18 protein-coding genes and 1 pseudogene are annotated in these 22,360 nt (G+C 60.6%); 9 read left to right on the top strand and 10 right to left on the bottom strand.

All coding sequences use genetic code 11. The features are described 5' to 3' along the window. The first annotated feature begins 102 nt into the window (after window positions 1-102). The 3 genes from JKL48_RS16165 (at window position 103) to JKL48_RS16155 (ending at window position 5,212) form a co-directional block, all read left to right on the top strand. Window positions 103-1,245, top strand: coding sequence for an efflux RND transporter periplasmic adaptor subunit (locus JKL48_RS16165; protein WP_201984487.1), 1,143 nt, complete (start codon window positions 103-105; stop codon window positions 1,243-1,245). 145 nt (window positions 1,246-1,390) lie between these two features. Further along, complete coding sequence (locus JKL48_RS16160; protein WP_201984485.1) at window positions 1,391-4,831, top strand: efflux RND transporter permease subunit; 3,441 nt, start codon at window positions 1,391-1,393, stop codon at window positions 4,829-4,831. A gap of 114 nt (window positions 4,832-4,945) precedes the next feature. After that, the gene (locus JKL48_RS16155; RefSeq protein ID WP_201984477.1) at window positions 4,946-5,212 is read left to right on the top strand and encodes an acyl carrier protein; all 267 of its coding nucleotides are present in this window, start codon (window positions 4,946-4,948) and stop codon (window positions 5,210-5,212) included. A 441-nt stretch (window positions 5,213-5,653) separates the two neighbouring features. Here the strand turns inward: JKL48_RS16155 and JKL48_RS23790 are convergent. The 3 genes and pseudogenes from JKL48_RS23790 to JKL48_RS16140 all read right to left on the bottom strand — a co-directional run. Next, window positions 5,654-5,755 (bottom strand): annotated as a pseudogene (locus JKL48_RS23790) (YkvA family protein); the annotation flags it as partial. 522 nt (window positions 5,756-6,277) lie between these two features. Beyond that, entirely contained in the window at window positions 6,278-7,444 is a 1,167-nt protein-coding gene (locus tag JKL48_RS16145) for a S1 family peptidase (protein ID WP_201984475.1), read from the bottom strand. A gap of 81 nt (window positions 7,445-7,525) precedes the next feature. Continuing rightward, a complete protein-coding gene (locus JKL48_RS16140; protein ID WP_201984473.1) occupies window positions 7,526-8,134 on the bottom strand; it encodes an RNA polymerase sigma factor in 609 nt (202 codons plus the stop codon). A gap of 134 nt (window positions 8,135-8,268) precedes the next feature. Here JKL48_RS16140 and JKL48_RS16135 point away from each other — a divergent pair, with 134 nt between their 5' ends. Next, window positions 8,269-8,520, top strand: a complete 252-nt coding sequence (locus tag JKL48_RS16135; protein WP_201984470.1) for a hypothetical protein — start codon at window positions 8,269-8,271, stop codon at window positions 8,518-8,520. Between the two features lie 133 nt (window positions 8,521-8,653). Here the strand turns inward: JKL48_RS16135 and JKL48_RS16130 are convergent, their stop codons facing one another. The 3 genes from JKL48_RS16130 to JKL48_RS16120 all read right to left on the bottom strand — a co-directional run bounded on the left by JKL48_RS16130 (window position 8,654) and on the right by JKL48_RS16120 (window position 12,297). Further along, window positions 8,654-9,694, bottom strand: a complete 1,041-nt coding sequence (locus JKL48_RS16130; protein WP_201984467.1) for a 5-methylcytosine restriction system specificity protein McrC — start codon at window positions 9,692-9,694, stop codon at window positions 8,654-8,656. Window positions 9,695-10,027: 333 nt separating this feature from the next. After that, window positions 10,028-11,359 (bottom strand): AAA family ATPase, encoded by a 1,332-nt coding sequence (locus JKL48_RS16125; protein ID WP_201984460.1) that lies wholly within the window; start codon window positions 11,357-11,359, stop codon window positions 10,028-10,030. An 89-nt stretch (window positions 11,360-11,448) separates the two neighbouring features. After that, entirely contained in the window at window positions 11,449-12,297 is an 849-nt protein-coding gene (locus tag JKL48_RS16120; RefSeq protein WP_201984446.1) for a hypothetical protein, read from the bottom strand. Between the two features lie 154 nt (window positions 12,298-12,451). On the opposite strand from JKL48_RS16120, the gene JKL48_RS16115 reads away from it, so the two are divergent. From JKL48_RS16115 to JKL48_RS16105, 3 genes are all read left to right on the top strand, one after another. Further along, window positions 12,452-13,429, top strand: a complete 978-nt coding sequence (locus JKL48_RS16115; RefSeq protein ID WP_201984443.1) for an isopenicillin N synthase family dioxygenase — start codon at window positions 12,452-12,454, stop codon at window positions 13,427-13,429. A gap of 145 nt (window positions 13,430-13,574) precedes the next feature. Further along, a complete protein-coding gene (gene chrA, locus JKL48_RS16110) occupies window positions 13,575-14,885 on the top strand; it encodes a chromate efflux transporter (RefSeq protein ID WP_201984438.1) in 1,311 nt (436 codons plus the stop codon). 284 nt (window positions 14,886-15,169) lie between these two features. Further along, window positions 15,170-16,939: a hypothetical protein gene (locus JKL48_RS16105; protein WP_201984435.1), complete on the top strand. Its 1,770-nt coding sequence runs from the start codon at window positions 15,170-15,172 to the stop codon at window positions 16,937-16,939. Window positions 16,940-17,149: 210 nt separating this feature from the next. Here the strand turns inward: JKL48_RS16105 and JKL48_RS16100 are convergent, their stop codons facing one another. Together JKL48_RS16100 and JKL48_RS16095 are read right to left on the bottom strand one after the other, a co-directional pair. After that, window positions 17,150-18,499: a lysophospholipid acyltransferase family protein gene (locus JKL48_RS16100; RefSeq protein WP_201984431.1), complete on the bottom strand. Its 1,350-nt coding sequence runs from the start codon at window positions 18,497-18,499 to the stop codon at window positions 17,150-17,152. A gap of 110 nt (window positions 18,500-18,609) precedes the next feature. Beyond that, window positions 18,610-19,101 carry a DUF6799 domain-containing protein gene (locus tag JKL48_RS16095; protein ID WP_201984424.1) on the bottom strand — a complete coding sequence of 164 codons (492 nt, stop codon included), beginning with the start codon at window positions 19,099-19,101 and terminating at the stop codon, window positions 18,610-18,612. A 521-nt stretch (window positions 19,102-19,622) separates the two neighbouring features. Between JKL48_RS16095 and JKL48_RS16090 the strand changes: the two genes are divergently transcribed. Continuing rightward, complete coding sequence (locus JKL48_RS16090; RefSeq protein WP_201984534.1) at window positions 19,623-20,564, top strand: J domain-containing protein; 942 nt, start codon at window positions 19,623-19,625, stop codon at window positions 20,562-20,564. Between the two features lie 18 nt (window positions 20,565-20,582). Beyond that, the gene (locus JKL48_RS16085) at window positions 20,583-20,909 is read left to right on the top strand and encodes a hypothetical protein (RefSeq protein ID WP_201984420.1); all 327 of its coding nucleotides are present in this window, start codon (window positions 20,583-20,585) and stop codon (window positions 20,907-20,909) included. Window positions 20,910-21,059: 150 nt separating this feature from the next. Here the strand turns inward: JKL48_RS16085 and JKL48_RS16080 are convergent, their stop codons facing one another. Together JKL48_RS16080 and JKL48_RS16075 are read right to left on the bottom strand one after the other, a co-directional pair. Beyond that, window positions 21,060-21,806, bottom strand: a complete 747-nt coding sequence (locus JKL48_RS16080; RefSeq protein WP_201984417.1) for a ZIP family metal transporter — start codon at window positions 21,804-21,806, stop codon at window positions 21,060-21,062. A 172-nt stretch (window positions 21,807-21,978) separates the two neighbouring features. After that, entirely contained in the window at window positions 21,979-22,347 is a 369-nt protein-coding gene (locus JKL48_RS16075) for a hypothetical protein (RefSeq protein WP_201984408.1), read from the bottom strand. Between the last annotated feature and the right edge of the window lie 13 nt (window positions 22,348-22,360).

Below are 22,360 nucleotides of genomic sequence, written 5' to 3'. Positions count from 1 at the left end.
GGACTTTTAGTCCGCGATGGCGACCAAATTCAACGGCATCACTCGCGGACTAAAAGTCCGCGCTACGTGTCTTCCGACATCTTAAAAATACCCCGCTTACCCATGCGTTTCTCCTCAACCCAACCCGCTGCCCTGTTCCTGGCCGGCACCCTGCTGCTTGCCTCCTGCAGCGGCGAAAGCAAAGACCCTAAAGCTGAACTGGCCAAGCTCAAAAGCCAGCAGGCCGCCACGCAGGCCAAGATTACCGAGCTGGAAGCCAAAACCGGCGGCCCCGCCACCGTAGCCCCCACCCCGGTTTCGGTGATGAACGCCAAGCCCGAGAGCTTTAAGAGCTACCTCGAAGTGCAGGGCCGCGTCGATTTCGACCAGAATGCCACCGTGGGCAGCCGCGCCGCCGGCTCGCTCACCAGCATCCGCGTGCAGCGCGGCGACCGCGTGAGCAAAGGCCAGGTGCTGGCCACCATCGATGCCAGCATTCTTGATGCCAACGCCGCCGAGCTGCGCACCCGCATGGACCTCGCCAAGACGGTGTACGAGAAGCAGAAGAGCCTCTGGGACCAGCAGATTGGCACCGAAATCCAGTACCTGCAGGCCAAGAACAACTACCAGGCTTTGCAGCGCAACCTGGCCACGCTCAACCAGCAGCGCGCTTTATATAACGTAGTGGCGCCCTTTTCGGGCACCGTGGACGAGGTGCTGCCTAAGCTGGGCGAAATCACGGCGCCCGGCGCGCCGGTGGTACGCCTGACCAGTGGCACGGGCGGCAAAATACTGGCCGATGTATCGGAAGCCTACGGCAACAGCATCAAGGCCGGCGACAACGCCGTGGTGACCATTCCGGACCTGGGTGGCGAGGAAATTCCCGCCACAGTGCGCGTGGTAAGCCGCAGCATCAACGCCACCAGCCGCACCTTCACGGTAGAGCTGCGCCTGAAAGGCGCCAAAGCCGCCGACCTGCGCCCCAACATGGTGGCCACCGTCCGCATCCAGAACTACGCCGCCGCCGCCGCCACCGTCATCCCGGTGGACCTGGTGCAGCACGACGAAGAAAACAGCTACGTGTACGTGGTGGGCCAGGAAGGCGGCAAGGCCGTGGCCAAGAAGCGCATCATCAAAACCGGCAACACCTACAACGGCAAAGTAGAAGTAACCAGCGGCCTGACCGCTGAGGACAAAGTCATTTCGGCCGGCTACCAGAACCTGAACGAAGGCCAGAAAGTGGCCGTGCAGGGCGCCGCCAGCTAAGCCAAAAGAACGTCATGCTGAGCTTGTCGAAGCATCTCTACCGCGCAAGCATATCATTTACTACTGCGGTAGAGATGCTTCGACAAGCTCAGCATGACGAGCTGATTTAAAATGAATTCCAGGTTTGTCTTCTAAGAAAAAAACCATGCAGGATATCGAAAAAGAATTTGGCCCAACCAGTTGGTCCATTAACAACAAGACCAGCATTTACATCATCACGGTGCTGCTGTGCGTGGCGGGCATTTTCGCCTACATCAAGCTCGGCAAGGAGAAATTCCCCGACATCGTGATTCCGCGCATCATCGTGGCCACGGTGTACCCCGGCACCTCGCCCACGGACATGGAAAACCTGGTGACCCGCCACCTGGAAAAGGAAATAAAGGGCATCAACGGGGTGAAGCACATCAACTCCACCTCGAACCAGGACTATTGCATCGTCGACATCGAGTTTAACTCGAACGTGAAGGTGCCCGAGGCCAAGCAGCTCATCAAGGATGCCGTGGACAAGGCCCGCACCGAGCTACCCAACGACCTGCCGGCCGACCCTACGGTGAAGGAAATCAACATTTCCGAGCAGCCCATCATGTTCGTGAACCTGGCCGGCAACCTGCCTGCCGCCCAGCTCAAAAAGTTCGCCGACGACTTCCAGGACAAGATTGAGGCCCTGCCCGAAATCACCCGCGTCGACATCGTGGGTGCCCTCGACCAGCAGGTGAACGTGGACGTGGACCTGAACAAGCTGCGCGCCTCGCGCCTGAGCTTCTCAGACATTTCCCGTGCCATCGGCTCCGAGAACGTGACCGTTTCGGGCGGCTCCATCGACGTGGGCGGGCAGAAGCGCGCCGTGCGCGTGGCCGGCCAGTACGTGCGCGCTGCCGACATTGCCGATATCCAGGTGAAGAACCTGAACGGTGCGCCGGTGCGCCTCGGCGACATCGCCACCGTCACCGACGGTTTCAAGGACCGCGAAAGCTACGCCCGCCTCGACGGCAAAAACGCCATCACGCTGAACGTGGTGAAGCGCGCCGGCGAAAATCTGATTGACGCTTCCGACAAAATCAAGGCCCTGATTGCCGACTCGAAAGCCAACCTGCCCAAGGAACTCACCATCACCGTGACCGGCGACACCTCCAACGACACCCGCGTCACGCTGCACGACCTCATCAACACCATCATCATCGGCTTCCTGCTGGTGACGTTGATTCTGATGTTCTTCATGGGCACCACCAACGCGCTGTTTGTGGGCCTCTCGGTGCCAATTTCGATGTTCCTTGCCTTCCTGGTCATCCCGCTGTTCGGCTTCACGCTGAACATGATTGTGCTTTTCGCCTTCCTGCTGGCGCTGGGCATCGTGGTCGATGATGCCATTGTGGTTATCGAAAACACCCACCGCCTGCTGCACGAGCACCCCAACCTGAGCACGCCCAAAGCCGCCAAGTTTGCGGCCGGCGAGGTATTTATCCCGGTGCTGGCCGGCACACTGACGACGGTGGCCCCGTTCGTGCCGCTCATGTTCTGGCCGGGCATCGTGGGCTCGTTCATGTACTACCTGCCCGTGACGCTGATTATCACGCTCATGGCTTCGCTCGTGGTGGCTTTCATCATGAACCCGGTGTTTGCCGTGAGCTTTATGGAGCGCGAAGAGCATTTCGAGGAAGACCTACACAGCAAGCCTAAAATCACGCGCAATTTCCTGATTGCCATGGGCGTGCTGCTCGTCATTGCCATCATTGGCTACGTGGCGCATTCCACCTTCGTGGGCAACCTGGCCATCACGCTCATCCTGCTTTGCTTCCTCGATAAGTTCGTGTTTGTGAAGATGATTGCCTGGTTCCAGACCCGCGCGCTGCCGAAGTTCCAGAACGGCTACGCCAACCTCGTGCGTTGGGCCATCGGCCACCCGGCCCTGGTGATGGTGGGCGTGGTGGTGCTCTTCATCGGCTCGTTCGTGGCCGTGGGCGTGCGCAAGCCGCACGTCGACTTCTTCCCCAAAGGCGACCCCAAGTTCATCTATACCTACCTGAACATGCCCGTGGGCACCAAGGTCGAGGTGACGGACTCGATTACCCACGTGCTCGAAAACCGCATCTACGGCGTCATCGGCCGCAACAACCCCGACGTGGAATCGGTGATTACCAACGTGGCCATCGGCGCCGGCGACCCCAGCGACCCCGGCTCCGCTTCGGGCACGTCGCAGTCGCAAATGGGCAAGGTGGCCGTGGCGTTCAAGGAGCTGAGCGAGCGCAAGGGCCCCAAAACCCACGTGTACATGGATAAAATCCGGGAAGTGGTGAAGGGCATTCCCGGCGCCGAAATTTCGGTCGACCAGGAAGCCAGCGGCCCGCCCCAGCCCAAGCCCATTGCCATCGAAATAGCCGGCGACGACTACCCGACGCTGGCCGCCCTCTCGAAGAAAGTAACCCGCTACGTCGATTCGCTGCACATTGGCGGCGTGGAAGCCCTGCGCTCGAACCTGCAGGACCGCAACCCCGAAATCGCCGTGAACATCAACCGCACCCGCGCCAACCGCGAGGGCATCAGCACGGGCCAGATTGGCATGGAAGTGCGCACGGCCATCTACGGCACCGAGGCCAGCAAATTCAAAACTTCCGACGATGAGTACCCCATCCAAGTGCGCTACGCCGAGCCCTACCGCTCCGACGTAGATGCCGTGGTGAACGCCCCGCTCACCTTCCGCGACGCCACCGGCGCCATCCGCCAGGTGCCCATCTCCTCGGTGGCCGATGTGACGTACGGCTCTACCTACGGCGGCATCAAGCGCAAAGACACCAAGCGCGTCATCACCGTTTCGTCGAACGTGCTCAACGGCTACTCCGGCCCCGACGTGGCCGCCGCCGTGCAAACGGCCCTCAAATCCTTCCCCACGCCCCCCGGCTACACCATCGACATGGGCGGCGCCCAGGAAAGCCAGAAGGAAACCACCAACTTCCTGCCCCTGGCTGGCATCGGGGCCCTCGGCCTCATCTTCCTGATTCTGGTTACGCAGTTCAACTCGTTGAGCAAGCCGCTTATCATTCTCTCCGAAGTGCTGTTTTCCATCGCCGGCGTGTTCTGGGGCCTGGCCATCACGGGCCAGAACGTCAGCATCGTGATGACGGGCGTGGGCATCATCGCCCTGGCCGGCATCGTGGTGAAAAACGGGATTCTGCTGGTCGAATTCATGGACATGCTGCGCTCGCAGGGCATGCCGCTGCGCGAGGCCATTGTGCTGGCCGGCCGCACGCGCCTAAACCCGGTTATCCTCACGGCCACGGCCGCCACGCTGGGCCTCATCCCGCTGGCCATCGGCCTGAACATCGACTTCTACGAGCTGTTCGCCAGCGGCAACCCGCACTTCTTCATCGGCGGCGAGTCGGTGACGTTCTGGGGCCCCTTGGCCTGGACCATCATATTCGGGCTGGTGTTCGCCACGGGCATCACCCTGCTGGTCGTGCCGGTGATGTATTTGCTGAGCGAAAGCCTCAAAGGAAAAATTTCCGGAAAAAATCCGGATACCCTTGCAACCAATCCGGAAGAGGTGGACTCTGAGGAAATACAGGCGGCTACGCCGCCGGTACTAGCCTAATAATTCTTGCGTTGTTGGGGCCCAGCGGCTGGTTTTTGTTGCAGCATTAGCTGCCGCCGGGCACCTTCAGCGCATTTAAGGGCTTTCACTTCGCCATCTTTTTCCGCAACTATTATGTACGTATCCACTAGCTCCGCTCACCACACGCCCACCATCGAGCAGCAGGTTTTCCGCATCATCAGCAAGCGCAAGGCCATTCGGGCCAGCCGCGTGCGCAAAACCGCCAGCCTCGCCCGCGACCTGCGCTTCGACACCGTCGACGTGGTCGACATCATTCTCGAACTCGAGCGCAACTTCAGCATCACCATTCCCGACGAAGTACCCCTCTACACCGTGGGCGACTTTGTGCGCTTCGTGCGCGACCACGCCGCTGCGGCCTAACTGCAGTGGTGCGGGTGCAAGCCCGTTGCGTACAGGGCAGATATCAAGCGAAAAAAGCTCCGCAGCCATGGCTACGGAGCTTTTTTGCGGAAAAGCAGGAACGGTTCAGCGAATATTTCCGCCCGTATCTTCTGCCGTGGTGCTGGGTTCGCGGCTGCTGTCGGTGGTATTGGCGGCCGCACTGGCTATTCCGGCGTGTTTGGCCGATTCGGCGGCTGGTTGAGGAGAGACGGGGCCAGTAGTGGTTGCCGGGTCCGTAACAAACTGGCTGCTCGACCAAACCGGTGGTGTGGCCTGCGCCGGCGGCGTGGCTTGTGCTGGTGGCGTAGCCTGCGCTGGCGGCGCCGTCACCGCAGTGGTGGTGCTGGCCACTACAGGCCGGGTCAGTTCCCACTCGTGGAACTTGTCCATTTCGTGCTTGAGCGTAGTTGAGAACCAAGCCACCAGGGCCACGTCGTCGAGCAGGCCCAGTACCGGGATAAAATCCGGAATCAAATCAATCGGGCTGATGAAATAGATGAATACGGCAATGGCTGCCAATACCGTGCTCAAGGGAACGCCCGTGTACTCGCCCGAAGTGGAGGCCTTAACCAATCGGAACATAGTCTGGAGCGTCTCCCAGGCTTCGTGGGCCAGGGTGCCCACGTCGTTTTTCTCGCTGGCCTTTTTGTAGGCATCTGTCAGCAGCGATTTCAGGCGGGTGGGCTGCTTGATGTAGCCTTCCGCCGTACCGAGAAACTTTTTGAAAATGGCCGAGCCGGCAACGTCGTTACTGGAAGGCGGAGTTTGTTGATTTTGAGCCACGGAGTGCGGAGGTTTGTAGGGGAGAAAAGGAGAAGGAGACAAACACAGTTTATCCAGGCCTAGATACTGTATTCGGGCATTCAAGGTTATCAGAAACACAGGTGGCGCGGTTGCCAAACGACCGGTGAGCAAAGAATTTTATATCGTAAATATACTATATAAAGTCCGGTGCAAATCAAGCAAAAAAGCCTCATTCCTGCGCAGGAATAAGGCTTTTGACGTAAGCTGAGCAGTGCCGGGCACTGGCTCAAAAAGGCTGACTTATTCAAATACCTTTACCACAAACACATAGTCCTGCAGCTTCTTCAGCTGCTGGGGGCGCCCGCTACCGGCTAGCTGCCCAAAGCGCGGCAAGTGGTACGGGTACGTGGTGGCCGGCTTGGCCGCCGCCAGCGAATCGACCAGCCGCACGAGATACGACGACTTGGTGGCGAAGGCGGCGCTCTGCGCGTCGTTCTGCCGGCCGCTCACCACGCCAATCAGGTTGCCGCGCTCATCAAGCAAGGGGCCGCCGGAGTTGCCCGGGTTCACCGGAATGCTCACCTGATAAAACGCGGTATCGCCCTCAAAACCGGAGCGGGCACTCAGCGAGCCCTCGCCGTACACCACGTCCTCGCGCGGGTAGCCGAGGGTGAACACCCGTTCGCCCAAATCGGCCTGTCCTGATTTCACGGCGTAGGGCAACCGGCCAAAGCCGTTGAATTTCTTGTCCGTAATGCGCAGGATGGCCAAGTCGTGCTTCACGTCGGAATACACCGGCTCGGCGTGGTAGTGCTGGTTGTTGCGGCCCTCCACCAACAGCGAGTCCGCCCCCTGGATTACGTGGAAGCTGGTTACCAGATAGCCTTCCGAGGTGAGGGCGAAGCCCGTACCGCTGAATTTGCTCGACACGGCCGGAAGGGTCTCTTTTCCCAGTTGCGTGTTGAGCGTCAGTTTCAAATCCTTCTGGCTCTTCTTGATTCGCTCTACTTCGCGGCGGAGCGCTTGGTAGCCCATGGGGGTGGGCAGGTGAGAAGTCTTCCACAAATCCAACCCCAGCAGCGTAGCAAACACCGCCATCACGGCCACCGAAGCAGCCACGCCCACCGTGGCGCGGTGCCCGTTCCAGAACTCGCGCAGCTTGCGCTCGGTGCGCGAAATGCGCAGCATCGGGTTCACGGTGTGGGTGAGCTTGGTTTCGGGTTGGGCAAGTAGTTCCGGCGCTTCGGCAGCCAGCATGGCGGCGTGAATGCTGCGGAGCTGCTGCCGGGTTTGCTGGCGCTGGCCATAGGCCCGCAGCGTGCTGGTCATCTCGGCAAAGTCGGCGTAGCGCAGGGCCAGGGCCGGGTCCGCGGCCAGGCGTGCTTCGAGGTTGGCGCGGGCGGGCCCGGCCAGCTCGCCGTGGGCGTAGGCTTCAAATAAGGCGTAGTAATCTGCTTCAGTCATCATGGGTAAGGCTGCAGGGTGGGCGCAAGCAGCGGCAAGCGGATGGGGGAACTTCTGCGGGCCGGTTGCCCGCAGCCAAGGGTATCAGATAGGCTCTTCTTTATAATGGGAAAAGAATAGTTTTTTCAGGCGAACAAGGCACTTATATTTTTGATTCTTGGCATTGTCGGCGTTGGTATAGCCAAATTCGGTGGTCAGGTCCTGCATCGACTTATCGAGCAGGTAGAAGCCTTCTATAAGCGAGCGGCAGGGCTCGCCGAGGTGGTTCAGGGCCTCGCTCATGGTGGCGAAACGGCGGTCCTGTTCCTCGGCGGTCAGCAGGTCTTCTTCGGCTCCCGTGTTCAGGTACGGGCCGTGCTCCTCGTCGTCCAGCAAGCGCACGCCGAAGCGGCTTTTGCTGGTCAGGCGCTTCAGCCACAAACGGCGGCACACGGCGTAGAGGTAGGTTTTAATCTGGCAGCTCAGCTCGAGGGAGCCGTCGCGTACTTTTTCATAAAACACCATCACGCCTTCCTGGTACACGTCCTGGGCATCGTCTTCCGAACCGCTGTTTTGCAGCACGAAATGCGATACCATGGGCCAGTGCAGCCGGTATAGGTGGGCCAGAGCCCGCTCATCGCCGCCACGAATGGCGAAAATCAGCGCTTCATCAGTAGGAGTCAAAGAAGAGGAAGTTGGATTGCCCCTGCTCATTCACTTTGGGGGTTAATACAGATACGGGCCGCAAGTAACCCGGTAAAAAAATATTTTTCCGGGCCGGGTTACCTTTCCAGAAAGGGGGAATAAAGGGCGTTTTTAAGTTAACCCATTTTCAAAATTACCCCAAAATGACTAACCTGTTTAAAGTTGCTGCCCTGGGCCTGGCCCTGACCGCTGGTCTGACCTCTTGCGAGTCGAAGAAGACCGAAGAAACCACTGTTGAGACTCCTGCTGCTGGCACCGAGGCTACGACTACCACCACCACCGACAGCACTGCCACCACGGCTGCTCCTGCTGCTGACGCTACTGCTGCTCCCGCTACCACGGATGCTCCTGCTGCTGGCACCACCACCACCACGACCACCGAAGAGAAGAAGTAGTTGGCCGCTGGCTTCGTGCCAGCACCCAGCCTTCCCTATTCTTAAAAATGGCCCGAACGCAAGTCCGGGCCATTTTTTTGTGCCCGGCCTTGTTGGTTGCGGCGTCTTCGAATACGAAAGCTGCAAACGCTACTTACTCTACAAGGCGCAGCAAATCGGCGGCAATGCCCGTCCAGGGCTGCAGGAGGTTCAGGGTAACCACCCGCACGGGGTGCCCGCCCAGCGTGTACTGCACGTCCACAGCCTGCGCAGCGGCGGGGTACAGCAAGATGCCCTCCAGGGCTTGGCCGGGCGCGGGGCGCTGGTTTTGCAGGTAGGCGTAAAGTTGGTAGAGGTGCGGTGCAATGAGGCGCTGCCGGTCGTAGCGCGGGCGCAGGGCGGTTGCGTAGTATTTGGTGTCGAGAATAATTTTACGGTCGGGCGCGTCGAGCGTCGTGTCCGTGAGCATGGTGGGCAGCAGGGCGAGGTCGTTGGGCTGCGAGGTTTCGGCTTGCCAGGCAATGGTTTCGGCGTACACGCGGTAGCGACGCTGCTCGCGGCGGAAAAAATTGCGCGTAAACTGCTCGAATAACCGCGCCATCAGCACCTCGTCGCGTCGAAAGTCGGTGAAGCGGCTGCGGCCGCCGGCCGCCGGCTCAGGCAGGGCCGACAGCCACGCCAGCTCGCACACGTGCAGCAAAAAGGCGGCCTGGCTGCCCAGCCGCTGCCGCCGCAGCTCCCGAAACGTAGCGGCCGTGGGCGCCGCCCCCGCATCGGCAGTCAGCGCTGCCGGAAACCGCTGCCGTATCTGGCTCAGCTCGCGGCGCAAGGCCAGCGGTAAATCAGCAGCGTGGGCCAGCACCGCCAGGGTTTGGGCCAACAGGTGGTGCAGGGGCGAAACCGGGCTCAGCTCATCGAACGTGCAAACGGCCCGGCCGCGCTCCAACAAGCCCCGTCCGAGCGTAGGCGCCCACTCGATGCGTCCGCGCAGGCTGGCCAGCTCGGCTTCCCGGGCTTCAAACGTGCGCGGCAGCCTGTTGCGCAGCAAACGGCGCGTGCCGTGCAGCAGCACCTGCGCCAGCAACCCCAGCGGCCGATGAAACGGCGTGGCTGCGCTGGCTTGCAGCACGGCCGGCTCGGGCAGCCGGTTCCAAGCATAGCACAGGAAATAATAGAGGGTGGGCAGCGGTATCACTAGCCAGAAGCACGAACGCGGCTCAAACCGTTAGACTCTTTGTGAAAAACTAAAGACTCAAGCCCCATAGAATGAACAGCGGTGTGGCTAATAAAGAAACAAACAACGCTTTTGATTCCGTGCAAGGCGTATGCAAACGGTGATAAAGGAAATAGGCATATACATCGTACACACCCAAAAAAAGAAGGGTAAGTAGTGTGAAGAACCCTGTTGTATCGCTACTGCCATCAAATAGATTAACTTTTACTAGCCACCCGCCGACCATTAAATTGAGAAAGAGAATGCATCCTGTTCGAAAGTTGAGCATGAGGTTAATCATCAATGAAGGATTTGCTACGCCAGCAGCTTGCGCAACTGGGCGGCGGCCGTGGCCGGTTGCTCGCGCCAGTAGTCGGCCAGCAGCGGGCCTATTTCCTGCTCCAGAATCAGGCGCAGCCATTCAGCGGCTTGCTCGGGCTGCGGTGGTGGCTGGCAGAAGTAGCTATGGCCGATTTCGAAATCCGGGCCTAGCTCTGGGTCGTCGGCAATGGTTTGGTTGAGGGCGGCCATGCGGGTGCAAAGCTGCTCGATGAGTGCATCGGGTACTTTCCTCGCTGCCAGGAATGCCCGCAGCGGCGCCCCAAACTGCGGCCCCAGCGCCACAAAGGCAAACCGACGACGCAGGGCATAATCCAGCGGGCTGAGGGAGCGGTCGGCCAGATTGAGCGTGCCGATGACGTACAGGTTATTCGGAACGAAGAATTTAGGGGCCTCAGGTGGGGCGTAGGGCAGGCGCAGGGCATGGGTCGGGCCGCGCTTGTCGGCCTCCAACAACAGCAGCAGCTCGCCAAAAATGCGCGACACATTGCCCCGGTTTACCTCGTCAATCAGCAGGAAATAGGGCCGGTCAGGGTCGGCTGCCGCGCGCTGGCACAAGAGCGGCAGCACGCCGGGCTCTAGGTGAAAGCGCCCATCGGCATCGGGCCGGAAGCCCAGCATGAAGTCCTCGTAGCCGTAGCTGGGGTGAAACTGCACCAGCTCGACGCGGTGCTCGTCCTGCGCGCTCAGCAGCAGCCACGCCAGGCGCCGCGCCAGAAACGTTTTGCCCGTGCCCGGTGGCCCTTGCAGCAGCAGGTTGCGCCGGCGCTGCAGGCCGGCCAGCGCCGCATCCAACTCGGCTTCCGTGATAAAAAGCTCTGCCAGTGCCTCGGCACGGGAATAAGGCAGTGGCGCGTAGGCGGCAATAGGTTCGGCGGCTTTGGTGGGCAAGATGCTGCCTTCGGCATCTTTTGCCAAGCCGGTATACAGGTCCTCGGCCTGCTGGCGGGCCGTTTCGTCGCCATCGGGCCCCGAGCCCGATGTAAGCACGGGCCGTTTTGTGCTAATGGTGAAGTCCAGACTTTCGAGCAGGGCGTTGGTAGGCGCGCCGGCCGGGCGGGGCCACTGGGCGGCGGGGTTGCCGGTGGCCAGGCGGTAGGCCAGTTCGGCCACGGCGCGGGGTGGGTAGCGGCGGCCCCGGTACACCAGTTCATACACGGTGCCGGGCGGCAGCGGGCGGCCTTCGCGGGCTATCTGGCGCAGGGCGCGTAGTACCTGCTCGCGGGTGAGCAGCGAAGCAGCAGAAAATGATGGAGCGGCGGGCATGACGGGCAAGGTAGCGCCGAAGCAGCAAACGAGGACAAGCAAAAAAGTCCCTTGGCGAGCCAAGGGACCTTCTGCAAATGCTTAACAAAGAAATAACCTAGCTAATAAGCCCAGGCAGCCTAAAAAAGCCGTTAGGGCGCAACCGTGAACTTGCGCGTCACCGAATTGTACGGGCCGGGAATCAGGTTGCCGCTGCTGTCTACCAGCTCCAGTTTCACCGTGTTTTCGCCGGCGGGCAAGCCTTCCATCTGGTAGGGCAACCAGCGGTCGAGCATGAACTCGGTGCCGTTGATGGTGGCGCGCACGCGGTTTCCACCGGGCTCCAGGGTGGTGTTCACCAGGTAAAAGTCCAGCATGATGCGCTTGGCATCGGCGCCAGAGTACGTGTCTTTCGGACGGCTGTAGAACAGGTTCGGCGCACCCACGTTGATGATGGGCGTGGTGGCCGGCTTGACATTGCCCACGTTGATGATGCGCAGGTCGTAGGCGCCGCGGTGCTTCAGGCTCTCGTGGTACGAGCGTGACAGGAAGGACAGCACCACGTGCTGGCCATCGGGAATAGCTTTGGTAAATTTCGTCTCGTAATGGGCCGTGTAGGGCTCATTATCCACAATGTTGTGGATGTGCTGGCCCTTCATCGAATTGGCCATTTCGCCCATGTGCGGACCGCCGCTCATTTTGGTGAGGATAAAATTACTCACCTGGTAGTCGAAGGCCACCTCGCCGCTGGGCACCGTAGAGGCCGAAACCGGCGTGCGCAGCTGGAGCTGGGCCTCCGGAAACTTCGGCGAGTCGCTGAAGGGCGTCAGCCGAATGCCGTTCGACTCCATGCTTTCGCCGTTGGTGGTGGTGCGGCCGGCGGTGGCCGTTTGGCCGCCAGCGTTGGCGCTGACGTCGGTGGCGGGCTTGCTGGTTTCGCAGCTTGCCAGCAGCGCCAGCGTAAGGGTCGTGCTGCACAGCAGCCAAATGGGGCGTTTCATGTAAGAGAAGCGTAAATAAGGGGAGGGTAGTGCGTATTTCATAGGTTTATGGAGCTTGCCCGCTTACGGCGAAGGCCCGGTGCGGGGTTTTGCTTAACTTGCGGCGTTGCCCACCTCGGGCCATACCCGGCCTCAAAGTAAACCCAAAAATTTTATGCAAGACCAACTTCTTGACCACATTCCCTCGCTCGACCTCGCCGATTTCCGTTCCGGCGACCCCGAGCGCAAGGCCCGTTTCGTGCAACAGCTCGGCGAGGCCTACCAAAATATTGGCTTCGTGGCCCTCAAAAACCACGGCCTCAACGACGAGCAAACCAAGCAGCTATACGCTGATGTGCAGGCCTTTTTTCAGTTGCCCGACGACGCCAAACAGCGCTACGAGAACCCCGAACTGGCCGGCCAGCGCGGGTACATTAGCAAGGGAAAAGAGCACGCAAAGGGCCGAAATACCGGTGATTTGAAGGAATTCTACCATGTGGGCCAGGAAGTAGAAGACGAAAAAGACCCGATTAAAAACGAATACCCCGCCAACGTCTGGCCCGAAGAAGTGCCCGGTTTCCAGCAGAGCACTTTCACGGCCTACCGCACGCTGGAAGCCGCCGGCCAGGACGTGCTGCGCGCCATTGCCCTGTACTTGCATTTGCCCGAAAATTATTTTGACGAAAAAGTGAAACACGGCAACAGTATTTTGCGGCCGATACATTATTTCCCCATCGAAAACCCCGACGCGGTGCCCGCCGATGCCGTGCGCGCCGCCGAACACGGCGACATCAACCTCATCACGCTGCTGATGGGCGCCAGCGCCGACGGCCTGCAGGTGAAGCGCCGCGACGGCAAGTGGATTCCCATCACAGCCTTGCCCGACCAGATTGTGGTGAACGTGGGCGACATGCTCCAGCGCCTCACCAACGGCGTGCTCAAAAGCACTATCCACCGCGTGGTGAACCCGCCCCGCGAAAAAATGAACACCTCGCGCTTCAGCATTCCGTTCTTCATGCACCCGCGCTCCGAAATGAGCCTGGCGGCTCTGGAGCACTGCGTGACGCCCGACAACCCCAAGAAGGAGGCTGACATCACGGCCGGTGAGTTCCTGAACGAGCGCCTGATTGAACTGGGCCTGAAGAAAAAATAAGGAACGGGCAGTAGAATGATAAAAAAGAACGTCATGCTGAGCGCAGCCGAAGCATCTCGCGTGCAGCAGTAATCAAACCTGTTGAACGATTGAGTTACTACCACCCGCGAGATGTTTCGGCTGCGCTCAGCATGACGTTCTTTTTATGACTGCTCCGGCCTCCGTTCCCAATAATTCCCCGCATCCTACTGCTTCCGTTTCGCTCTCGCCCCCCCCGCGGCGATTGGGCAAACGGACGCGGCGGGTGCGGGGCATTATTTTTCTAAAAGACGTGGCCGCGCTGGCCTGCACGGCCTTTGGCGGTCCGCAGGCGCACTTGGCCATGTTTTTCCGGCTGCTGGTGGAGAAGCGGCGCTACATCACAGCGGCCGAGCTGCTGGAGCTACAGGCGCTGTGCGCGCTGCTGCCGGGCCCCACCTCCACCCAAACCATTACCGTAATTGGTTTCCGGCTGGGCGGGCCCAACCTGGCCTACCTCACCCTGCTGGTCTGGATGACGCCGGCCGTGACCCTGATGACGCTGGCCGGCCTCACCCTCAGCCACCTCGACCCGGCCCGCGTGGCGGCGCTGGTGCAGTTTGTGCAGCCGGTAGCGGTGGGTTTCGTGGCATTTTCGGCCTACAAGATTTCCGAAAAAGTAATTCACACCAAAACCTCGGTGGGGCTGATGGTGGCCGCCGCCATGCTGGCCTACTTTTTCCAGCTGCCCTGGATGCTACCGCTGCTGCTGCTGGCCGGTGGTGCCGTGACCACCGTGCGCTACCGCAAGCACGCCATTGTGCAGGAGAAAAAGCCCCTCCGCATCGAATGGGCCAACTTTGTGCTGTGGCTGGGCACGCTGGCCGGGGCGGCCGTGCTGGGCCACTATACCCAGCTGCTGCCGGTGCGGCTGTTCGAGAACTTCTACCGCAACGGCTCACTGGTGTTTGGGGGCGGGCAGGTGCTGGCCCCGCTGCTCTACGCCGAATTTGTGGAATTTAAGCACTACCTCACGGGCACGGAGTTTTTGTCGGGGCTGGGGCTGGTGCAGGCCATGCCGGGGCCCAATTTTTCGGTGGCGGCCTACATTGGGGCGCTGGCCATGCGGCCGGCCGGCGGGCCGGGCATGCAGGTGCTGGGGGCGCTGGTGGGCGTGGCGGGTATTTTTTTGCCGGGCACCTTCCTCATCTTCTTCGTCATCCGGTTCTGGGACCGGCTGCGGCAGTACCGGGTGGTGCAGGCCTCCCTGGAAGGCATCAACGCCGTGAGCGCCGGGCTGGTGTGCGCGGCCACGTTCCTGCTCTACCACCCGCTGCCTTACCGCTTGCTGGACCTGCCATTTCATTTCGGTCCCATCGACACGCTGCCGCTGAACCCGCTGCTGGTGGGCACCACCTTCCTGCTGCTACTGTGGGAAAAGGTGCCAAGCGTGGCCATTATCGTGGTGGCGCTGCTGGCAGGAGCTTTTATCAATTGACAATGAGCAATGAGCAATGAGCAAAAGGAACGTCATGCTGAGCTTGTCGAAGCATCTCGCGTGTGGAAGTAAATAAATCGTTGAAGGAAGCGGTAGAGATGCTTCGACTACGCTCAGCATGACGTTCCTTTTGCTCATTGCTCATTGCTCATTGCTAAACCCCTCCGTGCCAGTACGGACGGAAATATGCCTGCGGGCACGGATTGACGGGTGTGGAAGGGGGGAAGTCCTTTGTGTAAGCCACTGCGGTGGCAATTTCTCCACCACTTTTTTCTGTTTATTCCATGTCACATTCCGCCCTGGGGCGCTGGCTGCCGGCTACTGCCGTGCTAGCCGCTGCCTTGCTTCCCGCCCCGCTGCTGGCCCAAAAGCTGGCCATTGAGAAAACCCACGACGTATCGGGCAAAGCCAAGCGCGGCTTTCTGGACGAGGTGAAAGTGGACGAGGCCGCCAATAAGGTGGACCTTACCTTCTGCACCAAAGCCACCAACCGCAAGGTGAAGTTTGAAACCTATCATTTCGATAAGCAATTCAACTTCAAGAGCATGGATGAGAGCGAAGAGCCCGTGGAAAAGGTGAAACGCTACAAAGGCGATACCTACGACGTGCCCGGCGTGACCGTAGAGCCCAACATGACGGGCACACTGGTGCTGCGCCGCAAGCAGGCCCACTACACTTGGGACTGGTTTTGGGGAGGCTACAACAAGAAGATTGAAATTCTGGAAAAAGTGAAGCCGCGCGGCGACAACGGCTCCTTCTACCAGTATTCGGCCCACGCCGAGTACGACCAAACGGGTAACGTGGTAGTCATCACCTCCAGCAAGGACAAGTTGGGCAAAGGCACCGACCCGCTGCGCATGTACAAGGAGTACCACATTCTAAAATTCAACAAAGACCTGGATTTGGTGTCGGATACGCCGTTGCAGTTCGACAAGCCGCAGTACGTGGTGCAGGCCACCAAGCTGGACCCTAAAGGCGACCAGGGCGAGGATGCTGACGACTCGGCCGACCCCGAGTATGACCTGGGCATTGTGTTTGCGCCGGTGGCCATTGCCGGCATGAAAAAGCAGGCCGACCCGCAGGCCACCAACTACACCTACGTGCGCGTAGGGGCCGATACCAAGCAGAAAGAGCGGGTCAGCATTGCCTCGCCCAACAGCATTTGGCTGGTGAATGGCATGGCGACTTTCCGCGACGGCACAGTGGCCATCTTCGGCCCGGCCAACGACAAGCAGGACGAATATTTCAACGAGGACATCACGGCGCAGGTGGCCAACGAAGCCGTGCGCGGGCCGCTGGAAGACAAGTTCAAGGCGAAAAACTTCGAGCTGCTGAAAATCAAGGACGGGGCGGTGGCTTTCATCACCAACACGCCGGTGGCCGAGTTTGAGCAGAAGTTGCAAACCCCGCCCGCCCAAAAGCGCACCCCCGAATACACCGGCAAGCGCTTCCGGGTGACCGATGGCACGGTGCTGCCCAACGGCGACCTGCTCATCGGTGGCCAGAGCTACGGCCTGGAGCGCGGCGCGCTGGGCCTGGGCGCCCCCAAAACCACGAGTAGCGGCGGAGGCTTAGTGGGTGGCCTGGGCGGCATTATGAGCGGGAAAGGCGGCACCAGCATGGGCACCGCCGCCAACAACCGCGAGTACAAGGACATCATGATGTTTCACTTCGACCCGCAGGGCCACCTGCGCGCCCAGTACGGCGTGCGCCGCCAGGAAAACAACAAGTACAGCGAGCAGAACCCCAACGAGCAGCACACCTACCTCGGCCAGGACGGCCACAGCCTGTACTGGATGATTGGCGAAATCAGCGGCGTGCGCGAAAACAGCGGGATGGAGTCGGGCACGGCCAAAGTGCTCTACTACCCGGCCGTGGCCAAAATCGACCTGACTTCGGCTAAGCTCAGCAACTTCTCCAAGTTCGGCAACGAGCAGTATTTCCTCAACAACTCGATGCCACAACTGCCCATGGGCGGCAAAAACAGCATCGTGTATTTCGGCGAAAACAAAACCGGCAAAACCATGTGGTTTGGCCAGATGCCGCTGGATTAGCGGTGGGGTGAAGTGATAGAAAGAACGTCATGCTGAGCGGAGTCGAAGCATCTGTCCCGCGCCGTTTGTCATGCTGACGAAGGAAGCATCTTCTCGCATTCTGTCGATTCGTTCCGACGTGAGAAGGTCCTTTGCTACTCTCAGGATGACAAGAGGCGCAGTAGAGATGCTTCGGCTGCGCGCAGCATGACGTTCTGTTTTTCAGCCATTCTATCTTGCCAAATACGCCTCTCGCGCCTCCTCCAATTGCGCCACCAACGCGGCCCGCTGCCGAAGCAACTCCTGGCCCTCGGCCGGGGCGCGCCGAAACAGCCGGGCCGCCCGCAACCGCCGCAACCGGGCCGCCAGCGTGTTCCAATAGCTCAGGGCATAGAAGCCGCTGAGGGGCAGGCTGAGCGCATACAGCAGCGTCCAGCGCCAGTCCTGGGTGAAATGGTGGACGGCTGCAATTTGCAGGGTGTAGGCCAGCGGGAAGGTCAACATGCCCACCACCAGCATGATAGGGGCCACGAATTCCACTTCCTTGGTGGCGCGCTTCGCAATTAGCGACGGCAGAATGTAGGGCAAATAGTTGTTCAGCACGCCATAAAGCCACACCGGCACCCCCAAAACCAGGTTGAGCAGGCCCGCCACGGACCCGCGCTGCTGGTCGTCGAGGGCCTGGTCGGTGAGGTGGTGGCGGTGCAGGTCGGCGAGGTAAGTGTTGAGTTGGGCGCGGGCCAGGGTGAGGCGCTCCGGAAACGTCTGCTCGGCCCAGGCCAGGGCTTGCAGCAGCGTGCGGCTGAGCTGGAAGTTGTCGTAGAGCGTGGTGGGGTCGTCGTCCGGGTTCAGGTGGTCGCCGAAGGTGCGCTCAATCTGCTGCACGAAGGCATCGTCGGCCGCGTCCTTGCTCACCACCAGGCGGCGCTCCAGGGCTACACGAATGGCATCGGTGAGTTGGTCGGCGGCCTCGTCGGGGTCTTGGGCGTAGGCGGCGGCGTAGTCGGCCACCACAATGGGCGGCGCCACGTTCAGCAGCACATCGGAGCGAAAGCGCGCCGGGTCGAAGTAGTTGGTGGCAATGGGCACCACGCGCAGCCCCAGCTTGAAGCCGTGCCGGGCCTCGGCGCCCAGCGCAATGCGGGCCGCGCCGGTTTTGAGGGGCCGCAGCCGGCGCTCGCTCACACTGGTGCCCTCCGGAAATATCATGATGGTGCCGCCCCGGCCCAGGTAGTCGTAGCAGCGGCCAAAGGTGGCCTCGTTCTGGGCAGCGCGCTGCTCGGGCGTGGCCGGGCCACCCGCGCCCGCATCCTGCGCCCGGTAGATGGGAATGGAATTGCCGGACTGCATAATGGCCCGCACCACCGGATTGATGAAAAATGTGCTTTTGGCCAGAAACGCCACCGGTTGCCGGCACGCAATGGCCGTCAGCAGCGGGTCCATGAGGGTGTTGGGATGGTTGCCGGCAAAGAGCAGGGGGCCGGGTAGGTTCAGGCGCTCGCGGTGCCGCACCTCCATGCGCCGAAAGAATATCCGCAAGGCCACCTGCACCAGCGGCTTCATCACAGTGTAAAAGAGCATGGGCGGGCATACGTAAAGGCCCGAAAGATAGGAGATGCGAAGCGGCTCCCCGACCAAAAAAAGCGCCGCCGTTTCGAAAAACGGCGGCGCTCAACGGGCTGGTGCAGGTTCTACTTCTCTTTTTTAGCCAATGCTTTTTCGCGTTTCTCCTTCAGCTTAGCTTCCGCCTTGTCGCGACGCTCGCGCTCGGCTTCGGCTTTCTTGCGCTTGCCGGGGTATTTGAGGTCGTAGGCCTGAATCTTGGCAATGCTGTCGGCCTCCATGATGGCCTGCCGGGTGGTGATTTTGCCCGTCAGCGACACCTGGTCGCCCTCGGCCATTTGGGTCGTGGTACCGCCGGGGGCCGTCACCAGGCCGGAGGGACTGATGGTGGTGCCGTTGAGCAGTTTTTTATCGGCGGCCAGCGGGTTGGTAATGCCGGTTTCGGTCACCATCACGCGGCCTTTCTGCATGGTCAGGCCATCTTTCATGCCATCGGCCTTCGCAACCACAACCCGCGGCTTGGGGGCTACGTGGCCGGGGCGAGCGGTCTGGGCCTGCGCAGCCACACTCGTAAAACAGAATATGGCTAGTACGCCACCGAGGAGATGATTGATTTTCATGGAAAAATTAAAAATAGAATAAAGAAAAAAATTAGATGAATTGCCTTGAGGCTGCAAGTTACGGCTTTTATACGGTCCGCTTCATCAAAAGTTAATGCACGAGTGCAAAAGGCTGGCTGGATTTGCGGCAAGTGGCGAAATGACTTTCTACGGCCAACTTCGTTGAATAGTGCAAACCAATTATGGTGCCGTAAATCTTGTTTCCGCGGGGTCTTTGCTTCGCCACCCAGCCCTTCGGCAGTTGCGGACTGTTCTACGCTAAAGCCGGGGCAAACGGCGCAGCATTTGGGTATGGCACTAGGGCCGCACAGGCAGCACTGGTGCCATGAGTTTGGGAAGCCCTATTGCCATAGGACGGACGTGCAAGGAACGGGGTGATTTTTGCAACACTGCATCGAATAGGCCGCGTATAAGCCCATGGAAAAGAGGCGGCGCAGATTTTAGCGCGAAAGAACCCATCTTCGTAGCGCAATTGGCTACCGGGTGTGCATCTGCGCATCTGCTCCCTCACCATTCACCCAATGGAATACAAGGACTACTATAAAGTGCTGGGCCTGGAAAAAACGGCCACGCCCGAGCAAATCAAGAAAGCCTACCGCAAGCTGGCCCGCCAGCACCACCCCGACGTGAACCCCAACGACAAGGGCGCGGAGCAGAAATTCAAGGAAATAAACGAAGCCAACGAAGTTCTCAGCGACCCCGAGAAGCGGAAGAAATACGACCAGTTTGGGGCCGATTGGCAGCGCTACCAGCAGCAGCCCGGCGGGGGAGGCGGCCGCGGCGGCCAGCCCGGCGGGGGCTTCGACTGGAGCCAGTACACCCAGGGGGGCGGCGGTTTTGGCGGCGGGGGCAGCCCATTCGGGGAAGGCGAAGACTTCTCGGACTTCTTCAGCTCGTTGTTTGGCGGCATGGGCGGCGGTGGCCGGCCGGGCGGTACCCGCCCCGGCGCCGGCCAGGACTACCAGGCCGAGCTGGAACTGACGCTAGAAGAAGCCTACCACGGCGGCCCGCGCACCATCACGGTGAACGGCAAAAACCTGCGCATTACCATTCAGCCCGGCGTGGCCGATGGCCAAACCATCCGGCTGCGCGACCAGGGCGGCCCCGGCCGCAACGGTGGCCCCAACGGCTCGCTGCTCATCACCTTCCGCATCCGGCCCGATGCCCGCTACGCCCGCACCGGCGACGACCTGACCCAGGACGTGCCCGTGAGCATCTACAAAGCCCTGCTGGGCGGCGAGCAGACCGTGGAAACCCTCAGCGGCCCCGTCAAAATCAAGCTCAAGCCCGAAACGCCCAACAGCACCCGCCTGCGCCTGCGCGGCAAAGGCTTCCCCGTGTACCGCAAAGAAGGCCAGTTCGGCGACCTGTACCTGCGCCTAAACTTGACCTTGCCGCAGCACCTCACCGAGGAAGAGAAAGGATTGATTCAGCAGCTCGCGGCCCTGCGTCCCGAAGCCTAACCCGATGTTTCGTTTGCTATGGAAGCGCACTTCATCACCCTCACTTTTCAGGAATGCTCGGCCCGCTATGGTCTAGCTCCCGCTGCCCTACACGAGTTTTTGCAGGCCGGCCTGCTGCGCGCCGCCCCCGTTCCCGAAACGGTCATCGTTGACGAACCCGACGACCTGCCCCGGCTGGCCCGCCTTCACCACGAACTGGGCCTGCCCACCGAGGCGCTCGACATCATTCTGGCCATGCGCCGCCGCCTGGTGCGCCTTCAGGCCACGCTGGCCTACGAAACCGCCCGTGCCCGGCAGTTGGAAGAATTTCTGTATGGCACCGGAGCCGTGGAGGACTGTGGCTAACGTAAGGAGCTTTTGTCCAAAGGAAATGTCATGCTGAGCGCAGCCGAAGCATCTCGCGTGCAAGAGTAATCCTTTCGATTCAACGATTGAGTTACTACCACACGCGAGATGCTTCGGCTGCGCTCAGCATGACGTTCATTTTACTCACCACTACGCCACCGCCAGGGCCAGCGCCAGCCCAGCCAGCGTAGCCGCCAGTTTAGGCCAGTTGAGTCGATGCTCGGGGCTGGTTTCGAAAAGAATGGTGGTGGAAACATGCAGAAAATTGCCCGCTACCAACCCCAGCAGCGCCGCATACAATCCGCTGCTAAGCAGCTTCGATAGCACCACGTAATTGCTGACGATGATGCCCACCGGCGAAGCCAGCGCAAAAATCAGCAGCCCCGCCCACACCCGCCGAAAGCTGCCCAGCCGCAGGCGCAGCAGCGTGGCCAGCGCAAACGCCGCGGGCATGTGGTGCAGCGCCACGCCCACCACAATGGCGTAAAAATTCTGGCTCATCTCGCCCACAGCCGGCGTGCGCACCAGAATACTGCCTTCCAGAAACGAGTGCACCACCAGCGCCGCCAGCAGCAGAAACGGCACTTGGCCCGGCCCGTCGTGCCCGTGCGCAGCTTCGTGGTGTACGTGGCCGTGCTCGATGCCCTGCGAGAGCACCTCCAGCAACAGTTGCCCAAAAAAACCTGCCAGCACCCAGTAGCCCACCCGTTCGGGCTGCGCGGGCAGTAGCTGCAGCGCCTCGGGCAGAATATGGGTGATGGTCAGCGTGAATAAGTACGCCCCGCTGAAAGCCAGCAGCGGCTTCAGCCATTGGTTGCCGCGCGCCACCGGCACCCAGGCCGCCGCCGCGCCCGCGCCCAACACCGTGAGCAGCAGCAAAAAGATGGCAAACCCCATACGGAAAGAATGAGGAATGAAGAATGAGGAATGAAGAATTGAGGACCTCCGAGAATTCCTCATTCTTCATTCCTCATTCCTCATTCTGATAATGACGCAAAGCGGCAGCTTTGCGACCGCCGGTTGGCGGGCAAAGCTGCCACTCAAATGAGAATCAATAAGAAACCGGGCCTTAGCGCTGGATTTGGTGGCCGTTGGCCGCCGTGTCGTCCAGCACCGATTTGCCGGCGTCATTCAGCTGGCCGCGCTTGCGCATGCCTTCCTCGGCATTGGCCGAGATGGTGGATTCGGCCGTCGGCTTGGGCTTGGCACCGTGGCCGGCGGCTTCGGCTTCGGCGGCTTCCATCAGCGGCGAATGGACGTTTTCGATGGAGCCGTTGGGAACCGAACGGTCAAAGTTCTCGGTGTCGCGGGTGCCGGGCGCTACCTGGTCGAGCGATACTTTTTCGTTGGGGCGCCAGTCGGAGGGCTCGCTGCTGCAGGAGGTCAGGGCCAACGAAGCAGTGGCAACGGCCAGCAACAGAGTGGAGGTCAGTTTCATCGAAATAAAATTA

It is taken from the genome of Hymenobacter rubidus (assembly GCF_016734815.1).
GTDB lineage: Bacteria > Bacteroidota > Bacteroidia > Cytophagales > Hymenobacteraceae > Hymenobacter > Hymenobacter rubidus.
This window is presented reverse-complemented; position numbering and strand designations above follow the sequence as displayed.